The organism is Cognataquiflexum aquatile, assembly GCF_003316845.1.
In the GTDB taxonomy this organism is placed as follows: domain Bacteria; phylum Bacteroidota; class Bacteroidia; order Cytophagales; family Cyclobacteriaceae; genus Cognataquiflexum; species Cognataquiflexum aquatile.
The window spans coordinates 51522-74522 of sequence record NZ_QMIK01000002.1 but is presented as its reverse complement, the minus strand read 5'-3'; the positions used below and the strand labels follow the sequence as shown (position 1 = coordinate 74522).

Genomic DNA, 23001 nt, shown 5'->3' with positions numbered 1-23001 from the left:
GGCCTCAAAGTTAGGTTTTTCAGGTTTCGGACAAAGATTTGGCGAAGTTTATTTACCAAAGAGCATTAATTCCTTCATTTTATAGTAAATAGCCATCCTTTGGTCTAAAAAAGAATTGAAAAATAATCAAAGTATAGAAAAAATATAATTAACAGTTCTAAAAATATGCTTGCAACACCATAAAAGTGTTTTTTTTAAATAAATAGACTGAAAAAATAACCAAATTATGTTTTCGCTTAATTTTTCTATTACATTAGCAATGTTTTTCCAATGAATCACTGTTAAAATTGAAAAAAATGAAAAAAATCGAAGCAATCATTAGAACATCCAAATTCGATGAGATCCACCAATGCGTCGCCGGGCTTGGTGTGAAGTTCCTGACATTTTATGAAGTAAAGGGAATGGGGATGGAGCATGCCAAGCTTCAGACCTATCGGGGAGTCGCTTATGAACCCACTTACATACACAGGACCAAACTCGAAATTGTCACCCAAGACGAATTGGTACCGGCAGTGGTAGACTGTATCCTGAAAATGGGCAAAACAGGGGAAGTGGGAGATGGGAAGATTTTTATCTATGAGGCCATCGAAGCTTACAGGATCAGAAACAGTGACAAGGGCGAGGAAGCACTGTAGTGCATCAAGACCAAAGAATGAAGAAAATAGAACAAATTAACCTATCAAACCTATGACTCAAGAATTATTTACCATCAATAACCTTTGGATGATGGTAGCTACCATTTTGGTATTTATCATGCACCTGGGTTTTGCAAGTCTGGAAGCCGGCCTGACAAGAGCAAAAAATACAGTCAACATTTTATTCAAAAACACCATTACCCCCGCCATCGGGATCCTTTGCTATGCTTTTGTGGGGTTTAATCTGATGTACCCCGGTAGTGATTTTGCAGGCCAATTTTTTGGTTTTGCGGGATTTGGCCTGAATCTTCCCGAAGGTTGGGATTCAAGTAATTACAATGCAGGTTATACTTTTTACACAGATTTCATATTTCAGGCCATGTTTGCAGCCACTGCGGCGACGATAGTTTCCGGTGCTGTTGCTGAGCGAATGAAATTGGGTGTGTTTATCTTATTCTCTTTCATTTATGTAGGTCTTTGCTATCCAATCGTTGGTATGTGGCAGTGGGGCGGAGGATTTTTGAAGACAATGGAAACTCCTTTTTATGATTTTGCGGGATCTACCATTGTACATTCAGTGGGTGGTTGGGCCGCCTTGGCAGGAGCATTTTTGCTCGGCCCAAGATTGGGAAAATATACACCAACAGGCATGAAGGCCATTCCGGGGCATAGCATTCCGATGGCGACTATAGGCGTATTTTTATTGTGGTTTGGATGGTTTGGATTTAATGGTGGTTCGGTGCTTACTGCAAATCCTGGGACTGTTTCTTTGGTGTTTGTGACTACCGCAATCGCCGGTTCCGCAGGGGCTTTTGGAGCTTTGATTGCCTCGTACCTCAAATTCAAAACTTATGACATCACGATGGTGCTCAACGGGATACTTGCAGGATTGGTAGGCATCACAGCCGGAGCCGACCAAATGGGCGTTGGTGAAGCAGCGATCATTGGATTGATTGGCGGTACTCTGGTAGTATTTGCTGTTGTGTTTTTTGACAAGATAAAAATTGACGATCCCGTAGGAGCCATCTCCGTGCATTTGATCGGGGGAATCTGGGGAACTTTGGCAGTTGGATTATTCGGAAATCTTGCAAGCATGCAGCAGTTAATGTCTCAATTAATCGGAATCGGGATTGTTGGAGCGTTTTGCTTTGGGTCAAGCTGGCTGATTTTCTTTACTTTAAAGAAAACAGTGGGCATCAGGGTCGATGAAAGAGAAGAACTCGAAGGTCTGGATATCAACGAGCATAGCATGCAGGCTTATCCTGACTTTGCTTCAAAGGACTAATTTGATTACATAAGAAGAATTAAAAATGCCCAAGAATTCATTTTCTTGGGCATTTTTTTTTAAGGTAATTATAAATTTACAATGGCTATTAATGTCTATTAAGGTAAAACACCTGATTCAATATCCACCAATATCCGATATCAATTAGTATCGAATTTTATATTCAGGATTTTTTTTCAATATGCTTTCAAACTGATATCCATGCTTCTCAAATGATGTGTCAGTGCACCGACTGAGATATAATCAACCCCGCATTCCGCTACATTTTTAAGCGTTTCTTCGGTGATTCCACCGGAAGCTTCCAGCGGATATTTTCCGCCAACCATGCTCACTGCTTTCCGCATGGTATCATAGTCCATATTGTCCAGCATGATGAAATCAATGCCACCTATGGCTAGGACTTCCTCGACTTCTTTGAGATTTCTTGTTTCTACTTCGATTTTGAGATTGAGCCCTTCTTGGTCCAAATAGCGTTTTACATTTTGTATCGCATTAGAAATACCTCCTGCAAAATCAATATGGTTGTCTTTTAGCATCACCATGTCATACAAGGCAAACCGGTGGTTGAGTCCGCCACCCAGCACGACAGCCCATTTTTCGATCATTCTAAAGTTTGGGGTAGTTTTCCTGGTATCCATCAGGCGGGCTTTGGTATGCGCTATCATCTGGGAAAGCTGATGGGTTTTGGTAGCGATTCCACTCATGCGCTGTAGGCAATTCAATACCAGCCTTTCTGTAGTCAAAATGGAAGCTGCTGAACCCTTTACCTTCAGGCCAATATCTCCCGGATTCACGAAGTCGCCATCTTTTAATAGAATTTCCACAACTAGACTCGGGTCGAATTGATGGAAAATCTTTTCGGCAAGTTCAAGACCTGCGATGATTCCGGATTCTTTGATGATCAGTTTGGCCTGTCCATATTGGTGCTTTGGTATAGAACCCAAAGTCGAATAATCACCCGGGCCGACATCTTCTACAAGTGCTTCCCGGATAAACCCATGAATTTTTTCTGCTGACAAATAAGGTAAATTTTCCACACCCAAAATTAAAAAATAAAGTCGGTGCGCCTCTTAAATTTTGGCTTTAATAATGTCAATGCTGTAAATCCGCAATGCTTCGGTTTTGGAATATCCTTTTATCAAGACCCTGAACTGTTCAGATTTTGTCAGATATGAACCCACATAAAAAACTGTTGGGCCGGGCGAACCCGCCTGATGCACCACACTGAAGTCCAGAGGAGGATATTTTAGGAAAAAATCCCTTAAAATGTATTCTGCTTGGCTTTTAGAATAATCACCGTTTGTTCCATTGATATTCAGGAGTACTGTTTGGTCAAAATACCTTGCGATTTCCTTACTTGATCCGGCTTTAAAATGTACGATTACATCGTTGGCAACCAACTTGTTATTGTCAAAACCAATGGCTTCCGAAAACACAAATATGGCAAATAAAAATATCACTAGTAGGGGGGACTTTTTCATGGCGAAGCATAGTTCAAATATTAAGCCAAATCATTTTGATTTTTTAGTTTTTCCAAAAAAAATTGCTTTTTAAACCATAAAAAAGCCTTGGCTAGGGTGTATTTGTCACTTGTAGTAGGGCTGGATAAAAATTAACTGGTGGAATTTTGTCCCCTTGACAAAGAATAGGCAACTTTACAAGTTGATTGAATTCAGTTTTCAATATTTCAAATTCTTTTTCTATGAACAGTAAGAAAGTAGTGCTAATGATATTGGATGGATGGGGCATTGCTACCAATCCGGAGGTTTCTGCAATCGACAAAGCAAAAACGCCATTTATCGACGGCCTTTATTCCAAATATCCCCATTCCAAACTTCAGGCCTCAGGTCTGGCTGTCGGATTGCCGGATGGCCAAATGGGCAATTCTGAAGTTGGGCACATGAATATCGGTGCCGGTAGGGTAGTTTACCAAGATCTGGTCAGGATCAATCTAGCTGCGAAAGAAGGTGAATTGAATAGCCACCCCGTATTGGTGGAGGCTTTTGATTATGCCAAAAAATCCAAGAAGAATGTCCATTTCATCGGGTTGCTTTCAGATGGAGGTGTGCATGCACACATTAACCACCTAAAGGCCCTTTGCGATGCTGCCAAAGCCAATGGAATGTCTGATGCCTATATCCATGCTTTTACGGATGGAAGGGATACAGACCCAAAAGGAGGCATTCATTACCTCAATGAATTGAAAGAACACTTACAGCATTCGGTTGGAAAAATTGCTTCTGTCATTGGTAGGTATTACGCCATGGATAGGGATAAAAGATGGGAAAGAGTGAAGCTAGCCTATGATGCCATGGTAAATGGGGAAGGTGAAAAATCCAAAGATATCATTGCGTCAATCACCAAATCCTATTCTAACGGAGTTACTGACGAATTTATCAGGCCTATCATTCAGGTAAATGAGGCAGGCAAACCTTTGGCAATGATCAAAGAGGGTGATGTTGTAATCTGTTTCAATTTCCGTACAGATCGTGGCAGGGAAATCACTGAAGTCCTGACACAAAAGGACTTTGAAGATTTCAACATGAAAAAACTCAAACTGAATTATATCACCTTTACCAATTACGATGATACTTTCAAGAATGTCAAAGTTCTCTATGACAAAGACAACCTGAACAATACCTTGGGGGAGGTCTTAGCAAAACAGGGTAAAAAACAGATCAGAATAGCCGAGACTGAAAAATATCCCCACGTGACATTTTTCTTTTCAGGAGGCAGGGAAAAAGAATTTGAAGGTGAAAGCAGAATCCTTTGTCCCTCTCCAAAAGTGGCGACTTATGACCTTAAACCTGAAATGAGCGCCTTTGAAATCGCAAGTAAAATCAAGACCGAACTCAAAAAGAAAGAAGTGGATTTTGTCTGTCTCAATTTTGCCAATCCTGACATGGTGGGCCATACCGGGGTTTTTGACGCAGCAGTCAAAGCCTGTGAGACGGTAGATGAGTGCGCCAAACAGGTGATTACACTTGGACTGGAAAATGGGTATACGTTTATTGTCATCGCTGACCATGGAAACAGTGACATGATGATCAATGAGGATGGAACTCCAAATACCGCCCATACCACTAACTTAGTCCCTTGTATCATGGTGGATAATCAGGATCAAATTCAGATCAATGATGGCAAACTGGGAGATCTTGCCCCGACCATCCTGACTTTGATGGGCCTTCCTATACCTGCCGAAATGACCGGCAATATCCTTTTAAAATAGCATAACAAATTTATTGACCATGTATCCTTTCCTGTAGAAATGGATACATGGTCCTTTGATTTAAAAAAGAAAATACCAGATGAGAATGAAACATAATTTTATTGCGGTTTTGATTTTGATTATTGTTGGGGGTTGTTCCTCTGAAAATGAGGCAGGAAAGCAATCAGAAACCGTTTATTTTCCACTCAAAGATTATATTGAGGTAACAGCTTCGGGACTGGAAGGAGTTGGGATTATCAAAGAATTGAATGTAAATGGTGAAAAGGAAATAATCCGGGATACATTGACTTCAGAAAATTGGTTAAAAGAACTTGATTTCTTTATCAAGGCAGATATTAGCAGGCCGAGTCTCTCCGCTTCCTATGAAACCCAAAGAAGCCCAGAATACCTCATCCACACTTTAAAAGAAGGAGAAAAAGGAGAGGTTCAGAAGATCGTCGTTAAATTCGAAGAAAAGATAATCAAAGAGGTCTCCTTTGTAATCAAAAATTCAAATATGTTCTATAACTCTGAGACCCGAGGAGTCATTTTTAATCAAAGTCTAACAGGAAAACTTGATCATTACGTAGTCGAAACTCTCCAAAAAGTAATTTTTCTAAAACCCAATAAAATGATCCTGAAAGCCTCTGTGGTTTGGTAGCCATCAGGCCAATTGATTAGAATTGGCCTGATTATTTTTTAAGATCAAACGAAGGCGAAAAATACCAGCCAGATGATGAATAAGATCGGCAGTAAAATCGGAAGTGAAAACCTGATGATATAACCGAAGAAAGAAGGCATTTTGATGCCGTTTTGTTCAGCAATGGATTTGACCATAAAATTTGGCCCATTACCGATGTAAGTCATTGCACCAAAGAATACAGAGGCAAGGGAAATGGCCATTAGCTCAAAAGCCGAATCCTGATAATTGTTTAAGGCAAAATTTCTCACATCCTCTATGCTACCGATTTCCGCACCTTGCGAAGCCATGGCAGCGGCCAGGAAGTTGAGGTAAGTGGGGGCATTGTCCAAGACTCCGGACAAAGCGCCTGTTCCCCAATAAAGGGTATTATGTGTGATTAAAGCAGCTCCTTCTGGAGATTTGGCAAAATTACCAACCAATTCCAAGGCAGGCATCATAGTTCCAAAAATCCCAATAAATATGAATGCTACTTCAAGGATAGGTTCGAAGTTAAATTCATTTCCTTTAATGGCTTTTCGGTCTGCAAATTTATAACTCATAAATGCAACAGAAAGCATAATGATTTCTCTAAGAAATGAAAATTTTTGCCCGTCATAGTTTATGGCAGGAACCCAATCCAACACATTTGGATCCAAAAATACCGAACCTATGATGACCAATAGCCACAAGAAATTCCTTGAACCTATCAAGGCAAATTTATTGGTATAGGTTACTCTTTCCATTTCATCAGCATCATTCGCTTTTCCTAGTTTCTTGTCTATGAAGTAAAATACCCCTGCCAATAGGATTAAGGTGAGCGACCATGCTGGGAAGTTATTAGTGATTGTCCAGAAAAAGGGAACTCCTTTTAAAAAGCCAAGAAAAAGCGGCGGATCTCCTATCGGAGTCAAAGATCCTCCGATATTACTCACCATGAATATGAAAAATATGATGTGGTAAGCCTGGATATTTCCTTTGTTCAGGCGTATAAAGGGCCTGATTAGAAGCATTGAGGCCCCCGTTGTTCCTATGAGATTGGAAACCAAAGCTCCGACCAAAAGAAGCGTGACATTCGCTATTGGAGTAGCTTTCTTGTCAATTTCAATCAGGATTCCTCCAGACGCAATATAGAGCGATGTCAGAAGTGCAATGAATTGGATATATTCTGCCAATGCATGTACAGGTCCGTGGACATTATGCAGGACAAACAGGTAATAGAAAACCACCAACATCGCCAATCCCACAGCAATCTTTGGGTAATTGTGGTGCCAAAAGTTTTCATAGAACAAAGGTCCGGTTGCAATCATCAAAAGCAAGGCTACAAAAGGAATGACTAGCCATAACGGCGCTGAACCATGAGCTTCATGACCATCACTATGGACAGCCTCTCCGTCATTTTGATGGATGGAGCTGTCCCCATTTGTCATTTCTGTTTGGGTTTCTGTTTGAGCTGTTGCCTCAGGAATATGGTTCAAAAAAACCATCCCGAAAACAAGTAATAAAATGGCAAATAGGTTCTTCATTAATTTTAAAATTAAGCAGTCTTTTTCAACACTCTTGGTTTCAGAAAAACCGGGGAAATAATGTCAATCAATATACAAATTTGGATTTTATTTTCGCTAAACTACTTATTTTGAATGAAAAGGTAAGCATACTAAATCAGCTCCAAGAGGAATTAATTTAAAATTAACCCCTCTTGGCTGATGATTGGTAAAATGTTTATACCAACTGCTTTAATGCAATTTCTAATGAGGTTTCGGCAACCTTGTTTCTGGAGCTGTTTTTTGCATAAGTCTTTTGGAGGGCATTTTTAATGGTCTTGCTCACATCCCCAAAAATGGCTTCATCCGTCAACAATGCCTGATCGGACATCAAGTATGCAAATACCCGCGCCATTCCACAGTTGGCTATGAAATCTGGAATGAGCGACACTTTCTCGTCCAGCCATACACCTATCGGACCAAAAAATATCTCAGGGTCAGCAAAGGGTACATTTGCCCCACAGCTGATGACTTCAAGCCCGGCGTTGACCATCCTCTCGGCCTGTTCTTTGGTCACCAATCTCGAGGCTGCGGCAGGAATGAAAATCTCACATCCGGTATCCCATATTTTTTCATTTATCTCTGCAAAAGGGATCATTTGGTCGGCAATAAGTTTATTCCCTTCCCTTTTTATGAATAGGTTCCGGATTTCATCCAAAGTAAATCCTGATGGATTGATCAAGCCGCCTTCACGGTCAATGATTCCGACGATTTTTACACCCTCTACAGCCAAAAAACAAGCCGCTGCGGCACCGACATTTCCCCAGCCCTGAATGATGGCACGCTTTCCGGCAAGGTTTCCTCCCCAGATTGAATAGAAATGTCTGACGGCTTCAGCTACTCCAAAGCCTGTAATCATGTCGGCCACTTTATATTTCTTAGGTCCGTTGGGAGTATAATGGGGGTCTTCCAAAACTTTCGATACTCCCTGCCTCAACTGCCCTATTTTTCGGATTTTTTCAGGTTCATTCGCATGAAAATGGCCGTTTACAATTCCTTCTTGGGGATGCCAAAGGCCATAATTTTCTGTAATCGGGATGACCTCATGGATTTCATCAATATTGAGGTCGCCTCCTGTACCATAATAATTTTTCAATAAAGGCATGACGGCTTTGTACCATCGTCTGAGTACCTCTTCTTTTCTTGGGTCGTTTGGGTCGAAATTGATCCCTGATTTTGCGCCTCCGATCGCAGGTCCAGAAACGGTGAATTTTACCTCCATCGTTTTGGCAAGGGATTCCACCTCTCTTTTATCAAGTCCTTTTCTCATTCTCGTTCCTCCACCGGCAGCACCGCCTCTTAGAGAATTGATGACTACCCATCCTTCTGCTTCAGATTCGCTGTCACTCCATTCGAAAATAATTTCAGGTTGCTTGTTCTCAAATTTTTTGAGTAGTTCTTTCATGGTAAATATTTGGGTTTATTTAGCTGGCAAAAATAGAAATAATCTCCACGCCAAAAAGCCCCGGTTTTCTTATCCATGAATTAGTCCACCACAATTATCCCTCGAGGCTCCGGTTACTGTCGCCAGGGAGTTGTTTTCCCCTCTCAATTTCAACACCCCCAAAAAAGCAAACACGAGGGCCTCTTTGAAATTGATGAGCATTGGATCTGCTTGTACCATCTCAATACTAGGATCAAGAGACGCTTCCAGTTTTTCTATAAAAAATTTATTGAATGCACCGCCTCCTGTCACAAGTACTTTTGTTTTCCTCCCCGGCACCGGGATCAGAATCTTGTTAATTTGGTCTACAAAATGAATAACGAGCGTATGGAGGATGTTTTCGGGTTTCATGTCACTGCTCATTTTCAGTATTTTCAGATAGCCTTCCAAGTCCTCCCTGCCAAGAGATTTTGCCCCTTCGATCTGATAATAAGGCAACTTATTGAGCTGTGCGAGTTCTTTTTTCAGCAGTTTTCCCTTTTTGGCCAATTTCCCGTTTTTATCATAGGATTTGCCGCATTCCTCTGCAAAATGGTTGAGCAGAAGATTAAAGGGACAAATATCAAAAGCAATCCTGTTTCCGCCTGATTCCATACTGATGTTGGCAATGCCGCCCAGATTGATACAGTAATCATATTCTCCAAAAAGTAGCTTATCACCAATGGGAACCAAAGGGGCACCCTGACCGCCAAGCTGCACATCCAGCATCCGGAAGTCATTGATCACCGGAATTCCGCATGCTGCGTGTAGGGCCCAGCCATTTCCGATCTGAAGGCTAAGTTTTTTGGATGGCTGATGGAAGACAGTATGACCATGGGAGGCAACTGCTTCTACTTCCAGGTTATTCTTTTTGATAAAAATTCCAACTTGCTCTCCCATCCATTGTCCAAATCCCAGATCAAGAAGCGAAAGTTTGTATCCTTTCATGAGATGGGACTTCTTCAGTTTTTTTCCCAGTTTTTTTGGAAAAGGTACTGTTTCACTTGCTTTGATTTCAAAACTCCAATTGTCACCTTTTTTAAATTCACAATAGGCAATATCGAGTCCGTCTCCTGATGTACCGGACATCAAGCCAATTACTTTATAAGTGGAAGGGGTCTTCATGGGTTAATTTTTGTTAAATAATTCTCCCTAAAGTTAAATTTAATTTATTCAAAAAGTGGGGTATCGGATTTTGACTAATTTCGCAAAGGTCAAAATCTGTCTTAAAGTTGAAGCAACTTATCATTGATATCGGTAACACCAGGATCAAGACGGCTGTTTTTGAGCAGGACAACCTGTTGGAAGAAAGTAGTTTTGAGGATTTTACCCAGTTTTTGACTTATTCCAAAAACCAGGATTTCAGCCATGCCATCGTAAGTTCTGTTACTTATACCGAATCGCAGCTTATTGATTTATTGGATTTTCCGTTTTTGTTTCTCAGCACCAAAACCCGGATGCCATTCCAAAATCTTTATGCTACCCCGGAGACGTTGGGAGTGGATCGAAAAGCGGCTGTAATAGGTGCCAGGACGGTTTTTCAAAATTGCCCTATTTTAGCTATCGACTTGGGAAGCTGTATTACCTATGATTTCATGGATGAATCGGACAGCTATTTTGGTGGAGCAATTTCTCCCGGACTGCAGATGAGATTCAAGGCGATGAACCAACATACTGCGAGATTGCCCCTGGTTGAAATGGGGCAAGAAGACAAGCCAAAGCTGACAGGAGACAGCACAGTGGCTTGTTTGAGGGCTGGAGTATACTATGGGATTCAGTTTGAAATGCAAGGATTTATCCAGGCATACCAGGCCCAACACGATGGTTTGAAGGTCATTATTTGTGGAGGTGACTCAAAAATCTTTGAAAGCTTAACAAAAGACCACATATTTGTAATCCCTAATTTGGTCCTACGTGGATTGAATAGAATATTAACTTACAATGTCAATTACCAATAGGATTAGATTTCTGGGTGTTTTATGCACCTTTTTCATTTTCACACAAGCCTTTCCACAGTCAAGTGCGTCGACATACAGTGCGCTTGGATTGGGGGAATTCAACTATTCTGGCCTAACCCAAAATCAGGGAATGGGCGGATTGGGAATAAGTTTTGGTACAGGCTGGGGAGTAAATTACATGAACCCGGCTCTGTCAACCCGCAACACCATTTTTAATTTCCAGGCAGCTTTAAACTACAAGAGAATCAATGTCACAAGCGGGACAGACAATGCCACCATTGATGGCGGTGGTCTTTCTTATGTGACTATGTCTTTTCCTGTCAAGTCAGGGAAAAGGACCCTTGGAATGGGTCTTGGACAGATTTCAAGTGTGAATTACAGTATTCTTGTAAAAGGTCAGGTAACCAATTCTGATTTATCTTCGATCAACAGGGTGGAGGGCGAAGGAGGTATCTCAGAGGCTTATTTGTCTTATGGTTTTGTTTTGGCCAAAAACCTGAGTTTGGGAATTCATGGTTCTTACCTTTTCGGTTCTACGATTCGGACCAACCAATTGGCTTTGCTGAATCCCGATGAATCAGAATTCGGATTTCAGACAGAATATTACGAAAGGCTGACCGTCAGTGACGTCACTTTTAAGGGAGGAATCCATTATTATTTCAAAACAGGAAGCAAAAGCAACCTTCATGTGGGTGCCACCTATCATGCATTTGGAAATATTAATGGAAAAGAATTTGCTAAGATTGCCGATTTTGGTCAAGCTAGCAGGCCTGATTCAGATGGAGATGTCTTGTCAAACAATGAAAAGGGGACGATTTTTATTCCAAGTAACCTAGGATATGGAATTTCTTATGAAAAAATAAATAAATTTGTAATTGGTCTAGAAGCCCAAATGCAAAATTTTAGCCTATATCGTTCTTTTGCAGGAGTTCAGGGGGAACTCGGTGATACTTACAGGGTTGCTCTCGGAGGCCAGATTGTTCCTAACTTCTCCATGGCCAGTAATGTATTCAAAAGATCAACCATCCGGTTTGGAGTTGAATACCAGCAAACACCCTTCATTTTGAACCAGACACAAATTACTGATATTGGCATCAATTTTGGAGCTTCGGTTCCTATCAACAGCTTATCTTTGATGAACTTCGCTTTCAAGTTTGGTTCGAGAGGTACCCTCAACAATAACTTGATCAAGGAAGATTACTTCGGTCTAACCTTAGGATTCTCATTGAACGATAATACTTGGTTTTACAAACGCGTATTCGAATAACACTAACAGATATGAAACTTAAAAACGCACTCATCGGGTTATTTACCCTCAGCCTTGTAGGAATGGCTCAAGCCCAGGAATTCAATTGGCCTTCAGATCCTCAATTGGAAGTGAAAGCCCGCGAATTAAATGCGGCCTATGTGGACTACATGAAATCGGAACAATTTGTCGATGCGACGAAGCCCCTTAACTGGTTGCTTGTCAATGTTCCAAAACTGAATGAATCCATCTATATCAATGGTGTTACCGTTTATAACGGCGCTGCAGTTGCCACAAAGGATCCTGCCCAAAAAAGGATTTATCAGGATTCTGTGATGAAGGTTTATGACCTTCGTAAAGCTAATTTTGATAACGAGACCAAATGGATCGAAAACAAAGCTTATTACGGTTATCAGTATTTCAGAGAAGATAAAACCAAGCTTGCAGAAGCAATTGGCAATTATGATAGGGCTTTTGAAGTAAATGGTACGATCAATCCTGCTTATACCGCAGCTTACTTTGATTTGGTCAGAAGACATTATCTTCTGAATAAAGCTTACACTCCTGTACAGGTATTGGAAATCCATGATAAGATTACCAAACTGTTGGACGAGGCTGAAGCAAACGGTAAAGATGTAGCCACACCAAAATCCAATGTTGAATCTTTGCTTATCGCAATGGAATTGATCAATTGTGATTTCATCGAAAATACTTTGGGACCGAAACTTACAGCTGATCCTGCGAATATGGCTTTGGCCCAACAGATTTTCAATTATTCAGTAAAATACAAATGCTTTAGCTCAGCTTCTTTCCTTTCTGCATTGGAAATTATAGACAACCAAAATCCAACTTATGCCACTTCGCAAGTAAGGGCAATGAGGTACATGCAAAACAGGGAATATGACAAAGCGCTTCCTGTATTACAAAAGGCCTTGACTTTGGCAGAAAATGATGTCCAAAAAGCAGAAATCCACTATGACCTTGCAAAAGTTCATGCTCAGGATGGAAGAAAAAGTGCAGCAAGGTCAGAAGCACTTTCTGCTGCCAAATTGGATGCTGAGAAATCAAAAGATGCCTGGAAGTTAATCGCTGAAATGTATATGAGTTCTTCTTCAGATTGTAGGAGAGGCGTGAGCAGGGTAGAGGACCAAGCCATTTACATCGCGGCATACAATGCCTACTCAAGAGCAGGTGACTCCAAAGGTATGGCAGAGGCAAGGGCAAGATTCCCATCTAGGGAAGAATTGTTTACCGAAAGCAGACAAGTAGGTGAGACTATTACCGTAGGATGCTGGATCGGGGAGACAGTTACTTTGGCTACAAGGGATTAATCTTTCCAACATATAAAATCAAGAGGCAGTCAAAAAAGGCTGCCTTTTTTTATGTCCTCGATGATTTACCAATCTTTCCTATCTTTGCAGCCATGAGTCTTAAAGGCAGCATCAAATATGTAATTCAATTGCTTTTGCTTGGCATCCTCTCATGTGGGGAAGAAGTGGACACGAGTATTTTGGAAACCTACAAAGGACCAGTCGGACTGGCTTTTGATGTTGAGCTTTTCCACAGCGATTCTACGATCATCCGGACCCATGTCAAAGCCAAAAAGCAAATGGAGTTTGCAACCGGGGATCTGGAGTTTCCGGAAGGAATAGATATTTCTTTTTTTGACAAAGAAGGAAATACCACTACCACGATGCGTGCCGATAAAGGGTTTTTTGACAAGACAAAAAATATTTACAGGGGGGAAGGGGACGTGAGGGTCCATAATACCGAAAAGGACCAAAAGCTTTCTTCTGAGGAGCTGTTTTGGGATCCCAATGCAAAGAAGATTTACACGGAGAAATTCGTAACCATCCAAGAAAAAGAAACCATCTTCAATGGTACCGGAATGGAATCGGATGACAGATTCAGTGAATATAAGTTATTTAAAGTAACCAACAGCAGGACCATTCTTCCCGGAGAAGGAATTTGAGCATGAAATTACCGGACTTCTTATTATTGTCACTCTCGGCAGCCTTGGTAATCATCGGCACCCATCTGACGATTACCTCAGGGCTGATCAGTTCTTATCCGGTCTTTATGTTTGCGATGGCCTTACTGTTTTGGTTTAGGTATAGAAAAAATGAAGCAACCATAAAATCCGATGAAGTGAAGCAAGTCCAAGTCAAAAAAGTAAAAAGCCGAAAATCAAAATGATAGAATCACAATACCTCATTTACGTTATCGTCACCTTGCTTTTTTCCGCCTTTTTTTCAGGTATGGAGATGGCCTTTATTTCAGCCAACAGGCTGCAGATAGAGCTTCAAAACAAACAGGGATCATTTTCAGGCAGGGTGCTTTCCGCATTTGTAAAAAAGCCGGGCCAATTTATCGGGACAACCCTTATCGGTAATACCATCGCGCTGGTTTTATACGGTATTTTTATGGCTTACTTGCTGGAGCCGGAGATAATTACTTGGCTTGATTATTGGCTTCCTGCCACCTTTAACAACCAAGCAAATGTGGTCATCATCCAGACCATTTTGTCGACAATTATAGTACTGATTACAGGGGAGTTTCTTCCCAAGAGCATTTTCATGCTCAACCCAAACAGCTTGCTGTCCTTTTTTACATTACCCTTCCAGCTTATTTACTTTTTGATGTATCCTTTGGTATGGTTGATTGTGGGGTTGTCAAGGTTGTTTATCACCAAAGTACTGAGGCTTGATTACAGTGAAGACAAGCCGGTATTTAAAGTGACCGATCTCAACAGTTTTATCAAAAACAGCCTACACCACAGCGGGCAGGATGTGAAAGTGGATTTGGACGCAAAGATTTTTGACAATGCTATAGAGTTCAAAACCATCCGGGTAAGAGAATGTATGGTACCCCGTACAGATATCGTGGCCGTGGATATAGAGGATACAATTGATGAGCTCAAGCAGGTTTTTGCCGAGAGCGGGCATTCAAAAATCATTGTTTACAAAGAATCCATTGATGATGTGATTGGGTATTGCCACCAATTGGAGATGTTCAAAAAACCCAAAAGGATCTCTGATATCCTGACTCCGATCATCATCGTACCCGAATCAGCATTGGCCAATGAACTCCTGATCCAATTTATTAAGGACCGGAAAAGCCTCGCTTTAGTAGTCGATGAATTTGGGGGGACCAGCGGGATCGTCAGCATGGAAGATATCATTGAAGAAATATTCGGGGAGATCCAGGATGAGTATGATCAGGATGACCTGATTGAGCAAAAACTCTCTGACAATGAGTATTTATTGAGTGCGAGACATGAAATAGATTATTTAAATGAAAAATATGGATGGGATCTTCCTTACGGAGATTTCGAAACTTTGGCAGGATTTATTATCTCGCTGAAAGAGGACTTTCCGCAAAAAGGGGAGTCTATTACCTTTGAATCATATACTTTTACCATAGTTTCAAAACTAGACCATAGGATAGAAACGGTAAAAATCAAGATACATTTCGGGGCGGAATCCAATAAGTAATTTATTGACAGTGATAATATTTTGAATTTACAGGTAGATTGAATTATTTTGCGGCACTTCAAAAAACAGGAGAATGGCTTTAATTAAAAAAATCAGACAAAGAACAGGTCTTGCAATCGGTGTTATAGCAGTTGGATTGATATTTTTCCTCGTTGGAGGGGATCTATTGGGCCCTAATTCTACCCTTTTGGGTAGTAGCGCAAACAATGTGGGAGAGATTGCAGGTGAAGACGTTTCCTATGAGGAATACATCCGAAAGATCGAAGAGATCAAAATCTCATTCCAACAAAATACAGGAAGGACTCCTTCCGAAAATGAAATGAGTACTTTGCGTGAACAGGCCTGGCAGGCCTTGATCGTAGACAAGGTATTTGCAGAGCAGTACGAGGCTTTGGGACTGACCATTTCCGATGCCGAGTTGGTGGATATGGTTCAGGGCAAAAACATCATAGCCGAATTGAGACAACAATTGACCAATCCTGCTACAGGGGAGTTTGATAGATCACAGCTCATCAGCTTTTTGCAATCCCTCGAAACAGCCGGACCTGAGCAGATTGCTTTTTGGGAACAGCAAGAAAAGTTATTTGCAAAAGGAAGATTGAGAATCAAGTATGACAACTTGCTTTCCACGTCCGAATATGCCAATTCCAAAGAGGGCAAGTTAGAGCATAGAATGGCAAACAGCATCGCAGATGTGGACCACTTGTTCATTCCTTTTTATGCGATTTCAGATTCATCTGTTGAAGTCTCTGACAGCGAATTGAAAGCCTATATTTCCAAATTTCCTGAGAAATTCAAAGTTAAGAATGCTGCTGACCTTGAATATGTGAGCTTCGAGCTTATTCCAAGTTCGGAGGATTCTGCTGCGGTAATTTCAGAGATGAAAAAATTGACTGAAGAACTCAGGACCTCAGAAGCTGATTCGGCCTTTGCCATCCGTAATTCTGACGGCCAATCCCCATTTGTGGTGGTTGCTCCGGGTGAAGAACTTCCAAATACCTTGACTTCAAATGTTGACGATATTCAGGTGGGTGAGACTTATGGTCCATTCTTGACCAACAGGTCTTCTTACATTACACACAAAGTGACTTCAAAATTTGAAGGAACACCAAGAATGAGGGCTTCTCATATCTTGTTCAGCGCTGGTCCTGAATTGTCCGAAGATGCCAAAGCAGAGGTGAAGCTGAATGCTGAAAGGGTTTTGAAAGAAATTCAGGATGGCCTTGATTTCGCCACTGCTGCAGCACAAAACGGTCAGGACGGAACAGCCCAAAGAGGCGGTGACCTTGGTTGGTTTGCCAAAGCGGACTTTGTGGATGCTTTTGCAGATGTCTCCTTTGCCGCCAAAAGCACAGGATTGATCGATAGAATTGTTGAAACTGAATTTGGTTATCACATCATTTCTATCACTGATTTGCCTCAGTCTACTTCTTATAAAATCGCTTCCATCGAATTGGAATTGGGTCCAAGCGACGTGACAAGAAACGATGTATTCAGAAGAGCAGATTCATTTGCGTCAAGTGCCGGAAATGCTTCTGAATTCACAGCCAATGCAGAGAAAGAAGGATACAGAATCATTCAGGCAAATAATGTAGATGCTTTTGCCAGAACCTTGAACAACCTCCAAAATGCAAGAGAAGTCGTAAGGTGGGCATTCAACGATGCGGCGGAAGGAGCTGTTTCTACAGTGTTTGAATTGGACAATTCGTACATCGTCGCCAACCTGAAAAAGAAATATGAAGAAGGAACGGCTACCCTTGAACAGGTGAGACCGCAGGTGTTGACCCAAGTCAGAAATGACAAAAAAGCAGAAATCATCAAAGGAAAACTTGCAGGAAAAACCACCTTGGAAGAAATGCAGACTGTATTTCCAAACGAAGCATCATTGGACAAATCCCCGGACCTTAGAATGAACGCATCCGTTCTTCCCGGTGTAGGATATGCTCCAAAGGCAATCGGTGCTGCTTTTGGATTGAAAAACAACGGAGACATCAGCAAGCCTATCCACGAAGATGTGGGTATCATTGTGATCAAATTGAACAACATGACTCCTGCAGCCGATATCGCAAGCTACAATTCTTACCAAAGCCAATTGACCCTGAGTGCGTCCCAAAGGACGGCTTATATGATCATGATGGCATTGGAAGACCTCGCTGATGTAAAAGATTACAGATATAAATTTTTCTGATCCATCATTCAGAAATCAAAAACAAAACCCGTGGGACTTCCTACGGGTTTTTTTATGGAGATGGATTTTATTTTTATTCTGTGGTGTTTATCCCTTAAATTCGTAAAAGATGAAAGACCCATTTGACAGGCAGGCTTTCAAAGACAAACTTGAAGCTCAGACCACTTTCCCTACATTGTATATGTTCAAATTTATTGTTCCCAATGGCAGGGAATCACAAGTGGCCGCATTATTGCCTAATAATAAAATGACCTTAAAACATTCCTCCCAAGGAAAGTATGTCTCCGCTACTATAAAGGCCCTGATGCCAAACAGCGATTCAATTTTGGACATTTATGAAAAGGCTTCGAAGATCGAAGGCGTAATATCACTTTAAACCGTTCAAACCATGTGGACCGAAAAAAACAACTGTCTGAGCAAAACTTTCAAATTCAAGGATTTTCAGGAAGCTTTTGCTTTTATGACAAGAGTGGCTTTTTTAGCTGAAGCACAAAATCACCACCCCAATTGGAGCAATGTCTACAATACCGTCACCATAGAACTCAATACCCATGATGCAGGAGACATCGTCACCGAAAAGGACCACAAACTCGCCAAGGCCATAGACAAGATTTAGTATGTCGGAAGAAAAGAATATCCACCTGTTTCTCGTTCCCACTCCCATCGGAAACCTGAAAGATATCACGCTCAGGGCTATCGAAGTTTTGAAATCAGTTGATGTGATTTTGGCTGAAGATACCCGTACCACCGGAAAGTTATTGAAACACCTTGAAATCAACCGTCCGCTTCAGAGTTACCATATTTTCAACGAACATAAAGCAGTTGAAAAATTAGTCGACAGGATGAGACGTGGAGAAGTGCTTGCCTTGGTCAGTGACGCCGGGACGCCGGGGATCTCAGATCCCGGATTCCTTCTTGTAAGGGCGGCTAAGGACGCAGGGCTTGAAGTCAACTGTCTTCCCGGCGCTACGGCTTTTGTGCCCGCATTGGTCAACTCAGGGCTTCCAAACGACAGGTTTACCTTTGAAGGGTTTCTTCCCCACAAAAAAGGGAGGAAGACAAGGATAGAATCTTTGCTGGAAGAATCCCGCACCATGATATTCTACGAATCTCCTCACCGCCTGATGAAGACCTTGGAGCAGTTTACGGAGGCATTTGGTCCGGACAGGATGGCAAGCGTATCAAGGGAACTGACCAAGATCTATGAGGAAAATGTCAGAGGAACCCTTCAGGAACTCGTAACCTATTACAAAGAACATCCCATCAAGGGAGAGATCGTCCTTATAGTCCAAGGGAAATAAAAAATGATATCCTCCAACAAATCGGTGGAGGATAACTTCCTTTGCCTGACTTTTTTCCCAATTGTTTTGAATTAAAAATTGCAGAAACATTATTGCCTGGATTTTCCATCCTTGAAGACTTTGACCAGTTTAACTTTAATAAATCCCTGACCATAAAATCTCGCCACCATGATAGGCCTTTTAGCAATCCTCCAACAAACCGAAAAAGTCGCCAAGGAAGCCGGTGCATTTATCCGCAAAGAAAGACAATCCTTTGACCTCAATAAAGTCGAGCAAAAAGGGCTGAACGACCTTGTATCTTACGTGGATAAAGAGGCCGAAAAAATTATTGTTGACCGACTCAGCCGGATTTTGCCTGAGGCGGATTTTATAACCGAAGAAGGAACGGGGTCAACCAATGGAAAAGATTATACCTGGATCATCGACCCTTTGGATGGGACCACTAATTTTATCCATGGCCTCCCGGTTTTTTCAGTAAGTATTGGTCTCAAATATAAAAAAGAGGTTGTCCTTGGTGTGGTTTATGAGATTAACCTCGACGAATGCTTTTCGGCATTCAAAGGAAACGGGGCATATTGTAATGGAAAGAAAATCAGTGTCAGCCCTGCAAAAACCTTGGGGGATAGTTTGATCGGAACCGGTTTTCCATACAGTGCCTTTGGTGAAATAGATAATTACCTGGCAGTTTTGAGGCTCTTGATGGAAAAATGTCACGGATTGAGACGCATGGGAAGTGCAGCTGTGGACTTGTGTTATGTGGCTTGTGGCAGGTTCGACGGATTTTTTGAATATGACCTTAAGCCTTACGATGTGGCAGCAGGAATCATCATCATCCAGGAGGCCGGAGGAAGGGTTTCTGACTTTGAGATGGGGGATGATTTCCTTTTTGGTAAGAAAATTGTAGCTACCAATGGCCTAGTCCACGACGAACTCGGCAGAGATATCCAGAAAATCTGGAAAAAATAGAAAAGTTGGGTTCTTCCAAATGGAATCCAAAAAACACCTTCCTCCGTTATTAAGATTGCCTTAATCCATTCCATCATGAAAAAAACACTGCTCATCATATTCGGTATTTTTATTTTTTTACTTGTTTCTCTTCTTGCTTTGCCTTTTGTTTTTAAAGGAAAAATATTGGAAAGAATCGACAAAGAAATCGCCTCCTCGGTAAACGCGCAGGTTTACTATGACTTCGATAATGTCAGTCTGAGCGTTTTCAAAAGGTTCCCACACATTTCCGCTACAGTAGAGCAATTTGGAATTGTTGGCAATGAACCTTTCCAAGGCGATACTTTGGTGCATATGGACAAACTCCAAGTGGATTTCAATCTGAAGTCGGTGTTGTTTGGAGATATTCCTACACTCACCGGAATCCATTTAGATGGAGGTAGTCTTTTTGTAAAGGTTTTGGAAGATGGCACCGCCAACTATGACATCACCTATCCCTCAGAGGAGGACACTGTTGCAGAAAGCAACTTCGAGGTTGCAGTTGATTTGATTCGGGTGAATAATTTCAACCTGATTTATGATGACAGGTCTTTGCAGTATTTTATGGCATTGGGAAACATCAATATGGAAGGAAGTGGGGATTTTACTGCAGATGTCTATGATTTGCCTGTTAAAATGGACGCCCTGATCGGGGACATAGCCTATGAAGAGATCCACTATCTGACCAACAAGCAATTCAAGGGAGAGACCACCATGAACATCGATATGGCCAACATGAAGTTTACCTTCGGTGAAGGGGAATATGCCCTCAATGACTTTCTTTTTGATTTGAGGGGTTTCATCGCGATGCCTGCTGAGGATATTGAAATTGACCTATCCTTTGGCGGCAAAGACAATACTTTCAAAAGCATCCTGTCTTTGGTTCCTGGTATCTACACGGAGAGTTTTGCAGATTTGAAAACCTCCGGTACCATGGATTTTAAAGGATTTGTAAAAGGTATTTACAATGAAACCAGCTTTCCCGCCTTTGATGTATCACTGAATGTAGCAGACGGGATGTTCCAATATCCGGATCTTCCCCGTCCTGTGAGTAATGTTAACATCGAAATGCAAGTCAAAAACGAAACTGACAACCTGGACAATACCATCGTCAATATCCCCACCTTCAACCTTGATTTTGGAAGCAATCCGATTTCTGGGCGTTTCTTTTTGGCAAACCTTACGAGTTATGAAATGGACGGAGCTTTGGTCGGAAAACTGAATCTGGAGGAACTGACTTCTGTTTTCCCAATCGAAGGAATGACCCTGAAAGGATTATTGGATGTCAACGCACAGGCCAAAGGAAAATATGATTCTGTCGCACAGGTAATCCCAAATATCGATGCCAAATTATTGCTCAGCAATGCCTACATCAAAAGTGCCGATTATCCTGCGCCGATAGACAAATTGAACATTTCAGCCTCGGTTCAAAACAACACCGGAAAAATGAATGACTTTATTGTGGACCTGAGTCAATTTGGATTTGTCTTGGAAGATGAATCCATCAACGGTCGCATGAAGATCAGTGATTTTACCCAACTCAACTGGGATGGCGCAGTCAATGGAACCGTGGATTTGGGTAAGATTCTTGCCATTTTCCCAATGGAAGACATGGATATGGAAGGAAAAATACAGGCAGATATTCAGACCAAAGGTTCATACCAAGATGTGGAGGAAGGCCGATACAATAAACTCGATACCCGCGGCAATGTAGGTATCAGTAAATTTGTTTTTTCGTCAACTGACCTTCCCCAAGGTATCAAAATCGATCAGGCGATTGCGGATTTTTCCCCTGACAGAATCAATCTAAGCAAGTTCGATGCGCAGGTTGGCCAAAGTCCGCTTCAGGCGACGGGATTTCTTTCCAACTACATGAATTATTTTCTCAATGAAAATGAGACCCTGAAAGGACAACTTAGCCTGACTTCAAGCAAATTCAACGTAAATGAATGGATGACAGAGTCTACCGCTGCCGACACAGCCGCATTGACTGTCATTGAGTTGCCAAAAAACATCGATTTCTCTATGGCTGTGGCTGCACAGGAGGTTTTGTATGACAACCTCACTTTGAAAGAAGTAAAAGGAAACATGTTGTTGAGAAATGGCGTGCTGAGTTTTTCTGATGCATCGATGCGTACATTGGGCGGTCAAATGACCCTGAACGGTTCCTATGACCCTACAGATTTGTCAGAACCCAAGTTTGATTTTAACCTGAACCTTGCGAACCTCAGCATTCCGCAAGCCTTCCAATCCTTCAATACAATCAAGGCTTTTGCACCGATTGCCCAGCATCTGACAGGAAATTTCAACTCCACTTTGGCTTTTTCAGGAAAATTGGGACAGGATATGATGCCGATTCTTTCTTCCCTGGATGTTAAAGGTCTGTTGAAAATCGCCGAAGCCGCCTTGAAAGACAGTCCGATCATCCAAGGTGTAACCAGTCTTACCAAGCTGAATGATACCAATACCATCCAATTCAAGAACCTTTCTATTCCCATAGAAATCAATAATGGGGTTCTTGACGTGAAGCCTTTTGATGTCAAACTGTGGGATTACCAGGCCAATATCCAAGGCAGCACCGGATTTGACGGGACGATCAATTACCTGGTCAATATGCAGGTTCCTGCCGGAAAGTTTGGCGCACAGGCCAATACCCTTCTTGCAGCTATTTCAGGAAATGAGGTCAGCGAATCCACGATTATTCCTGTAGCGATCAGGCTCGGTGGCACTTACAATGCGCCTAAAGTTGGTTTGGCCGGCGGTAACAGCATTGAAAACCTCCTGGCCACAGCCCTCCAATCAAGGGTAAGTAATGAAACCGCAATTATCCAACAGGAAGTTACAGAACAGTTTAAAGCGGCAGAAGACAGTTTGAAAAGAGAACTGAAACTCAAAGCAGATATGGTTCAGGACAGCGTCAAGAAAGAAGCCGATAAGAAAATAGAGGAGACAAAAACCAAAGCTGTGGACGAAGCCAAAAAAGTCCTGAAAGGATTATTGAAGCCAAAACCAGCCAAGCCGGATTCGACGAAGCTGGATTAATTGGGTATTTGGTT

At 41.7% G+C, this 23001-nt stretch carries 21 protein-coding genes; 16 read left to right on the top strand and 5 right to left on the bottom strand.

Going from position 1 to position 23001, the window contains the following annotated elements; translation table 11 throughout:
* The first annotated feature begins 296 nt into the window (after window positions 1-296).
* Both DQW11_RS06735 and DQW11_RS06730 read left to right on the top strand, forming a co-directional pair.
* Complete coding sequence (locus tag DQW11_RS06735; RefSeq protein WP_113923302.1) at window positions 297-635, top strand: P-II family nitrogen regulator; 339 nt, start codon at window positions 297-299, stop codon at window positions 633-635.
* 52 nt (window positions 636-687) lie between these two features.
* Window positions 688-1920, top strand: a complete 1233-nt coding sequence (locus DQW11_RS06730) for an ammonium transporter (RefSeq protein WP_113923301.1) — start codon at window positions 688-690, stop codon at window positions 1918-1920.
* Window positions 1921-2096: 176 nt separating this feature from the next.
* On the opposite strand, the gene nadC is transcribed toward DQW11_RS06730, so the two are convergent.
* Both nadC and DQW11_RS06720 read right to left on the bottom strand, forming a co-directional pair.
* Window positions 2097-2957 (bottom strand): carboxylating nicotinate-nucleotide diphosphorylase, encoded by an 861-nt coding sequence (nadC, locus tag DQW11_RS06725; RefSeq protein WP_113923694.1) that lies wholly within the window; start codon window positions 2955-2957, stop codon window positions 2097-2099.
* A 33-nt stretch (window positions 2958-2990) separates the two neighbouring features.
* Window positions 2991-3401, bottom strand: coding sequence for a DUF4783 domain-containing protein (locus DQW11_RS06720; RefSeq protein WP_113923300.1), 411 nt, complete (start codon window positions 3399-3401; stop codon window positions 2991-2993).
* Window positions 3402-3622: 221 nt separating this feature from the next.
* Here DQW11_RS06720 and gpmI point away from each other — a divergent pair, with 221 nt between their 5' ends.
* Entirely contained in the window at window positions 3623-5149 is a 1527-nt protein-coding gene (gpmI, locus tag DQW11_RS06715) for a 2,3-bisphosphoglycerate-independent phosphoglycerate mutase (RefSeq protein ID WP_113923299.1), read from the top strand.
* 85 nt (window positions 5150-5234) lie between these two features.
* Entirely contained in the window at window positions 5235-5789 is a 555-nt protein-coding gene (locus DQW11_RS06710) for a hypothetical protein (protein ID WP_113923298.1), read from the top strand.
* 44 nt (window positions 5790-5833) lie between these two features.
* Here DQW11_RS06710 and DQW11_RS06705 read toward each other — a convergent pair whose 3' ends face one another.
* The 3 genes from DQW11_RS06705 to DQW11_RS06695 form a co-directional block, all read right to left on the bottom strand.
* Window positions 5834-7333, bottom strand: a complete 1500-nt coding sequence (locus DQW11_RS06705; protein WP_113923297.1) for a sodium:proton antiporter — start codon at window positions 7331-7333, stop codon at window positions 5834-5836.
* Window positions 7334-7529: 196 nt separating this feature from the next.
* Window positions 7530-8756 carry a Glu/Leu/Phe/Val dehydrogenase dimerization domain-containing protein gene (locus tag DQW11_RS06700; protein ID WP_113923296.1) on the bottom strand — a complete coding sequence of 409 codons (1227 nt, stop codon included), beginning with the start codon at window positions 8754-8756 and terminating at the stop codon, window positions 7530-7532.
* A gap of 69 nt (window positions 8757-8825) precedes the next feature.
* Window positions 8826-9899, bottom strand: a complete 1074-nt coding sequence (locus DQW11_RS06695) for an anhydro-N-acetylmuramic acid kinase (RefSeq protein WP_113923295.1) — start codon at window positions 9897-9899, stop codon at window positions 8826-8828.
* Window positions 9900-10006: 107 nt separating this feature from the next.
* Between DQW11_RS06695 and DQW11_RS06690 the strand changes: the two genes are divergently transcribed.
* The 12 genes from DQW11_RS06690 (at window position 10007) to DQW11_RS06635 (ending at window position 22987) form a co-directional block, all read left to right on the top strand.
* The gene (locus DQW11_RS06690) at window positions 10007-10732 is read left to right on the top strand and encodes a type III pantothenate kinase (RefSeq protein WP_113923294.1); all 726 of its coding nucleotides are present in this window, start codon (window positions 10007-10009) and stop codon (window positions 10730-10732) included.
* Complete coding sequence (locus DQW11_RS06685) at window positions 10716-11999, top strand: hypothetical protein (RefSeq protein ID WP_113923293.1); 1284 nt, start codon at window positions 10716-10718, stop codon at window positions 11997-11999. Before DQW11_RS06690 ends, DQW11_RS06685 begins: the two co-directional genes overlap by 17 nt.
* An 11-nt stretch (window positions 12000-12010) precedes the next feature.
* Window positions 12011-13309 (top strand): tetratricopeptide repeat protein, encoded by a 1299-nt coding sequence (locus DQW11_RS06680; protein WP_113923292.1) that lies wholly within the window; start codon window positions 12011-12013, stop codon window positions 13307-13309.
* Between the two features lie 92 nt (window positions 13310-13401).
* Window positions 13402-13950 (top strand): LPS export ABC transporter periplasmic protein LptC, encoded by a 549-nt coding sequence (gene lptC, locus DQW11_RS06675; protein WP_113923693.1) that lies wholly within the window; start codon window positions 13402-13404, stop codon window positions 13948-13950.
* 2 nt (window positions 13951-13952) lie between these two features.
* Window positions 13953-14174: a hypothetical protein gene (locus tag DQW11_RS06670; RefSeq protein WP_113923291.1), complete on the top strand. Its 222-nt coding sequence runs from the start codon at window positions 13953-13955 to the stop codon at window positions 14172-14174.
* Window positions 14174-15472: a hemolysin family protein gene (locus DQW11_RS06665; RefSeq protein WP_113923692.1), complete on the top strand. Its 1299-nt coding sequence runs from the start codon at window positions 14174-14176 to the stop codon at window positions 15470-15472. Before DQW11_RS06670 ends, DQW11_RS06665 begins: the two co-directional genes overlap by 1 nt.
* 73 nt (window positions 15473-15545) lie before the next feature.
* A complete protein-coding gene (locus DQW11_RS06660; RefSeq protein ID WP_113923290.1) occupies window positions 15546-17660 on the top strand; it encodes a SurA N-terminal domain-containing protein in 2115 nt (704 codons plus the stop codon).
* Window positions 17661-17769: 109 nt separating this feature from the next.
* Window positions 17770-18036, top strand: a complete 267-nt coding sequence (locus DQW11_RS06655; protein ID WP_113923289.1) for a DUF493 family protein — start codon at window positions 17770-17772, stop codon at window positions 18034-18036.
* Window positions 18037-18048: 12 nt separating this feature from the next.
* The gene (locus DQW11_RS06650) at window positions 18049-18276 is read left to right on the top strand and encodes a 4a-hydroxytetrahydrobiopterin dehydratase (RefSeq protein WP_113923288.1); all 228 of its coding nucleotides are present in this window, start codon (window positions 18049-18051) and stop codon (window positions 18274-18276) included.
* A gap of 1 nt (window position 18277) precedes the next feature.
* A complete protein-coding gene (gene rsmI / locus DQW11_RS06645) occupies window positions 18278-18961 on the top strand; it encodes a 16S rRNA (cytidine(1402)-2'-O)-methyltransferase (RefSeq protein ID WP_113923287.1) in 684 nt (227 codons plus the stop codon).
* Window positions 18962-19129: 168 nt separating this feature from the next.
* Entirely contained in the window at window positions 19130-19927 is a 798-nt protein-coding gene (locus DQW11_RS06640) for an inositol monophosphatase family protein (protein ID WP_113923286.1), read from the top strand.
* Window positions 19928-20002: 75 nt separating this feature from the next.
* Window positions 20003-22987, top strand: coding sequence for an AsmA-like C-terminal region-containing protein (locus tag DQW11_RS06635; protein ID WP_113923285.1), 2985 nt, complete (start codon window positions 20003-20005; stop codon window positions 22985-22987).
* Window positions 22988-23001 lie beyond the last annotated feature (14 nt).

Bases quoted from the DNA above. Each gene is read 5' to 3' on its own strand.
- DQW11_RS06735 (WP_113923302.1), top strand. From the start codon at position 297: ATGAAAAAAATCGAAGCAATCATTAGAACATCCAAATTCGATGAGATC.
- DQW11_RS06730 (WP_113923301.1), top strand. From the start codon at position 688: ATGACTCAAGAATTATTTACCATCAATAACCTTTGGATGATGGTAGCT.
- DQW11_RS06720 (WP_113923300.1), bottom strand. From the start codon at position 3,401: ATGAAAAAGTCCCCCCTACTAGTGATATTTTTATTTGCCATATTTGTG.
- gpmI (WP_113923299.1), top strand. From the start codon at position 3,623: ATGAACAGTAAGAAAGTAGTGCTAATGATATTGGATGGATGGGGCATT.
- DQW11_RS06710 (WP_113923298.1), top strand. From the start codon at position 5,235: ATGAAACATAATTTTATTGCGGTTTTGATTTTGATTATTGTTGGGGGT.
- DQW11_RS06705 (WP_113923297.1), bottom strand. From the start codon at position 7,333: ATGAAGAACCTATTTGCCATTTTATTACTTGTTTTCGGGATGGTTTTT.
- DQW11_RS06700 (WP_113923296.1), bottom strand. From the start codon at position 8,756: ATGAAAGAACTACTCAAAAAATTTGAGAACAAGCAACCTGAAATTATT.
- DQW11_RS06695 (WP_113923295.1), bottom strand. From the start codon at position 9,899: ATGAAGACCCCTTCCACTTATAAAGTAATTGGCTTGATGTCCGGTACA.
- DQW11_RS06685 (WP_113923293.1), top strand. From the start codon at position 10,716: ATGTCAATTACCAATAGGATTAGATTTCTGGGTGTTTTATGCACCTTT.
- DQW11_RS06680 (WP_113923292.1), top strand. From the start codon at position 12,011: ATGAAACTTAAAAACGCACTCATCGGGTTATTTACCCTCAGCCTTGTA.
- lptC (WP_113923693.1), top strand. From the start codon at position 13,402: ATGAGTCTTAAAGGCAGCATCAAATATGTAATTCAATTGCTTTTGCTT.
- DQW11_RS06670 (WP_113923291.1), top strand. From the start codon at position 13,953: ATGAAATTACCGGACTTCTTATTATTGTCACTCTCGGCAGCCTTGGTA.
- DQW11_RS06660 (WP_113923290.1), top strand. From the start codon at position 15,546: ATGGCTTTAATTAAAAAAATCAGACAAAGAACAGGTCTTGCAATCGGT.
- DQW11_RS06655 (WP_113923289.1), top strand. From the start codon at position 17,770: ATGAAAGACCCATTTGACAGGCAGGCTTTCAAAGACAAACTTGAAGCT.
- DQW11_RS06650 (WP_113923288.1), top strand. From the start codon at position 18,049: ATGTGGACCGAAAAAAACAACTGTCTGAGCAAAACTTTCAAATTCAAG.
- rsmI (WP_113923287.1), top strand. From the start codon at position 18,278: ATGTCGGAAGAAAAGAATATCCACCTGTTTCTCGTTCCCACTCCCATC.
- DQW11_RS06640 (WP_113923286.1), top strand. From the start codon at position 19,130: ATGATAGGCCTTTTAGCAATCCTCCAACAAACCGAAAAAGTCGCCAAG.
- DQW11_RS06635 (WP_113923285.1), top strand. From the start codon at position 20,003: ATGAAAAAAACACTGCTCATCATATTCGGTATTTTTATTTTTTTACTT.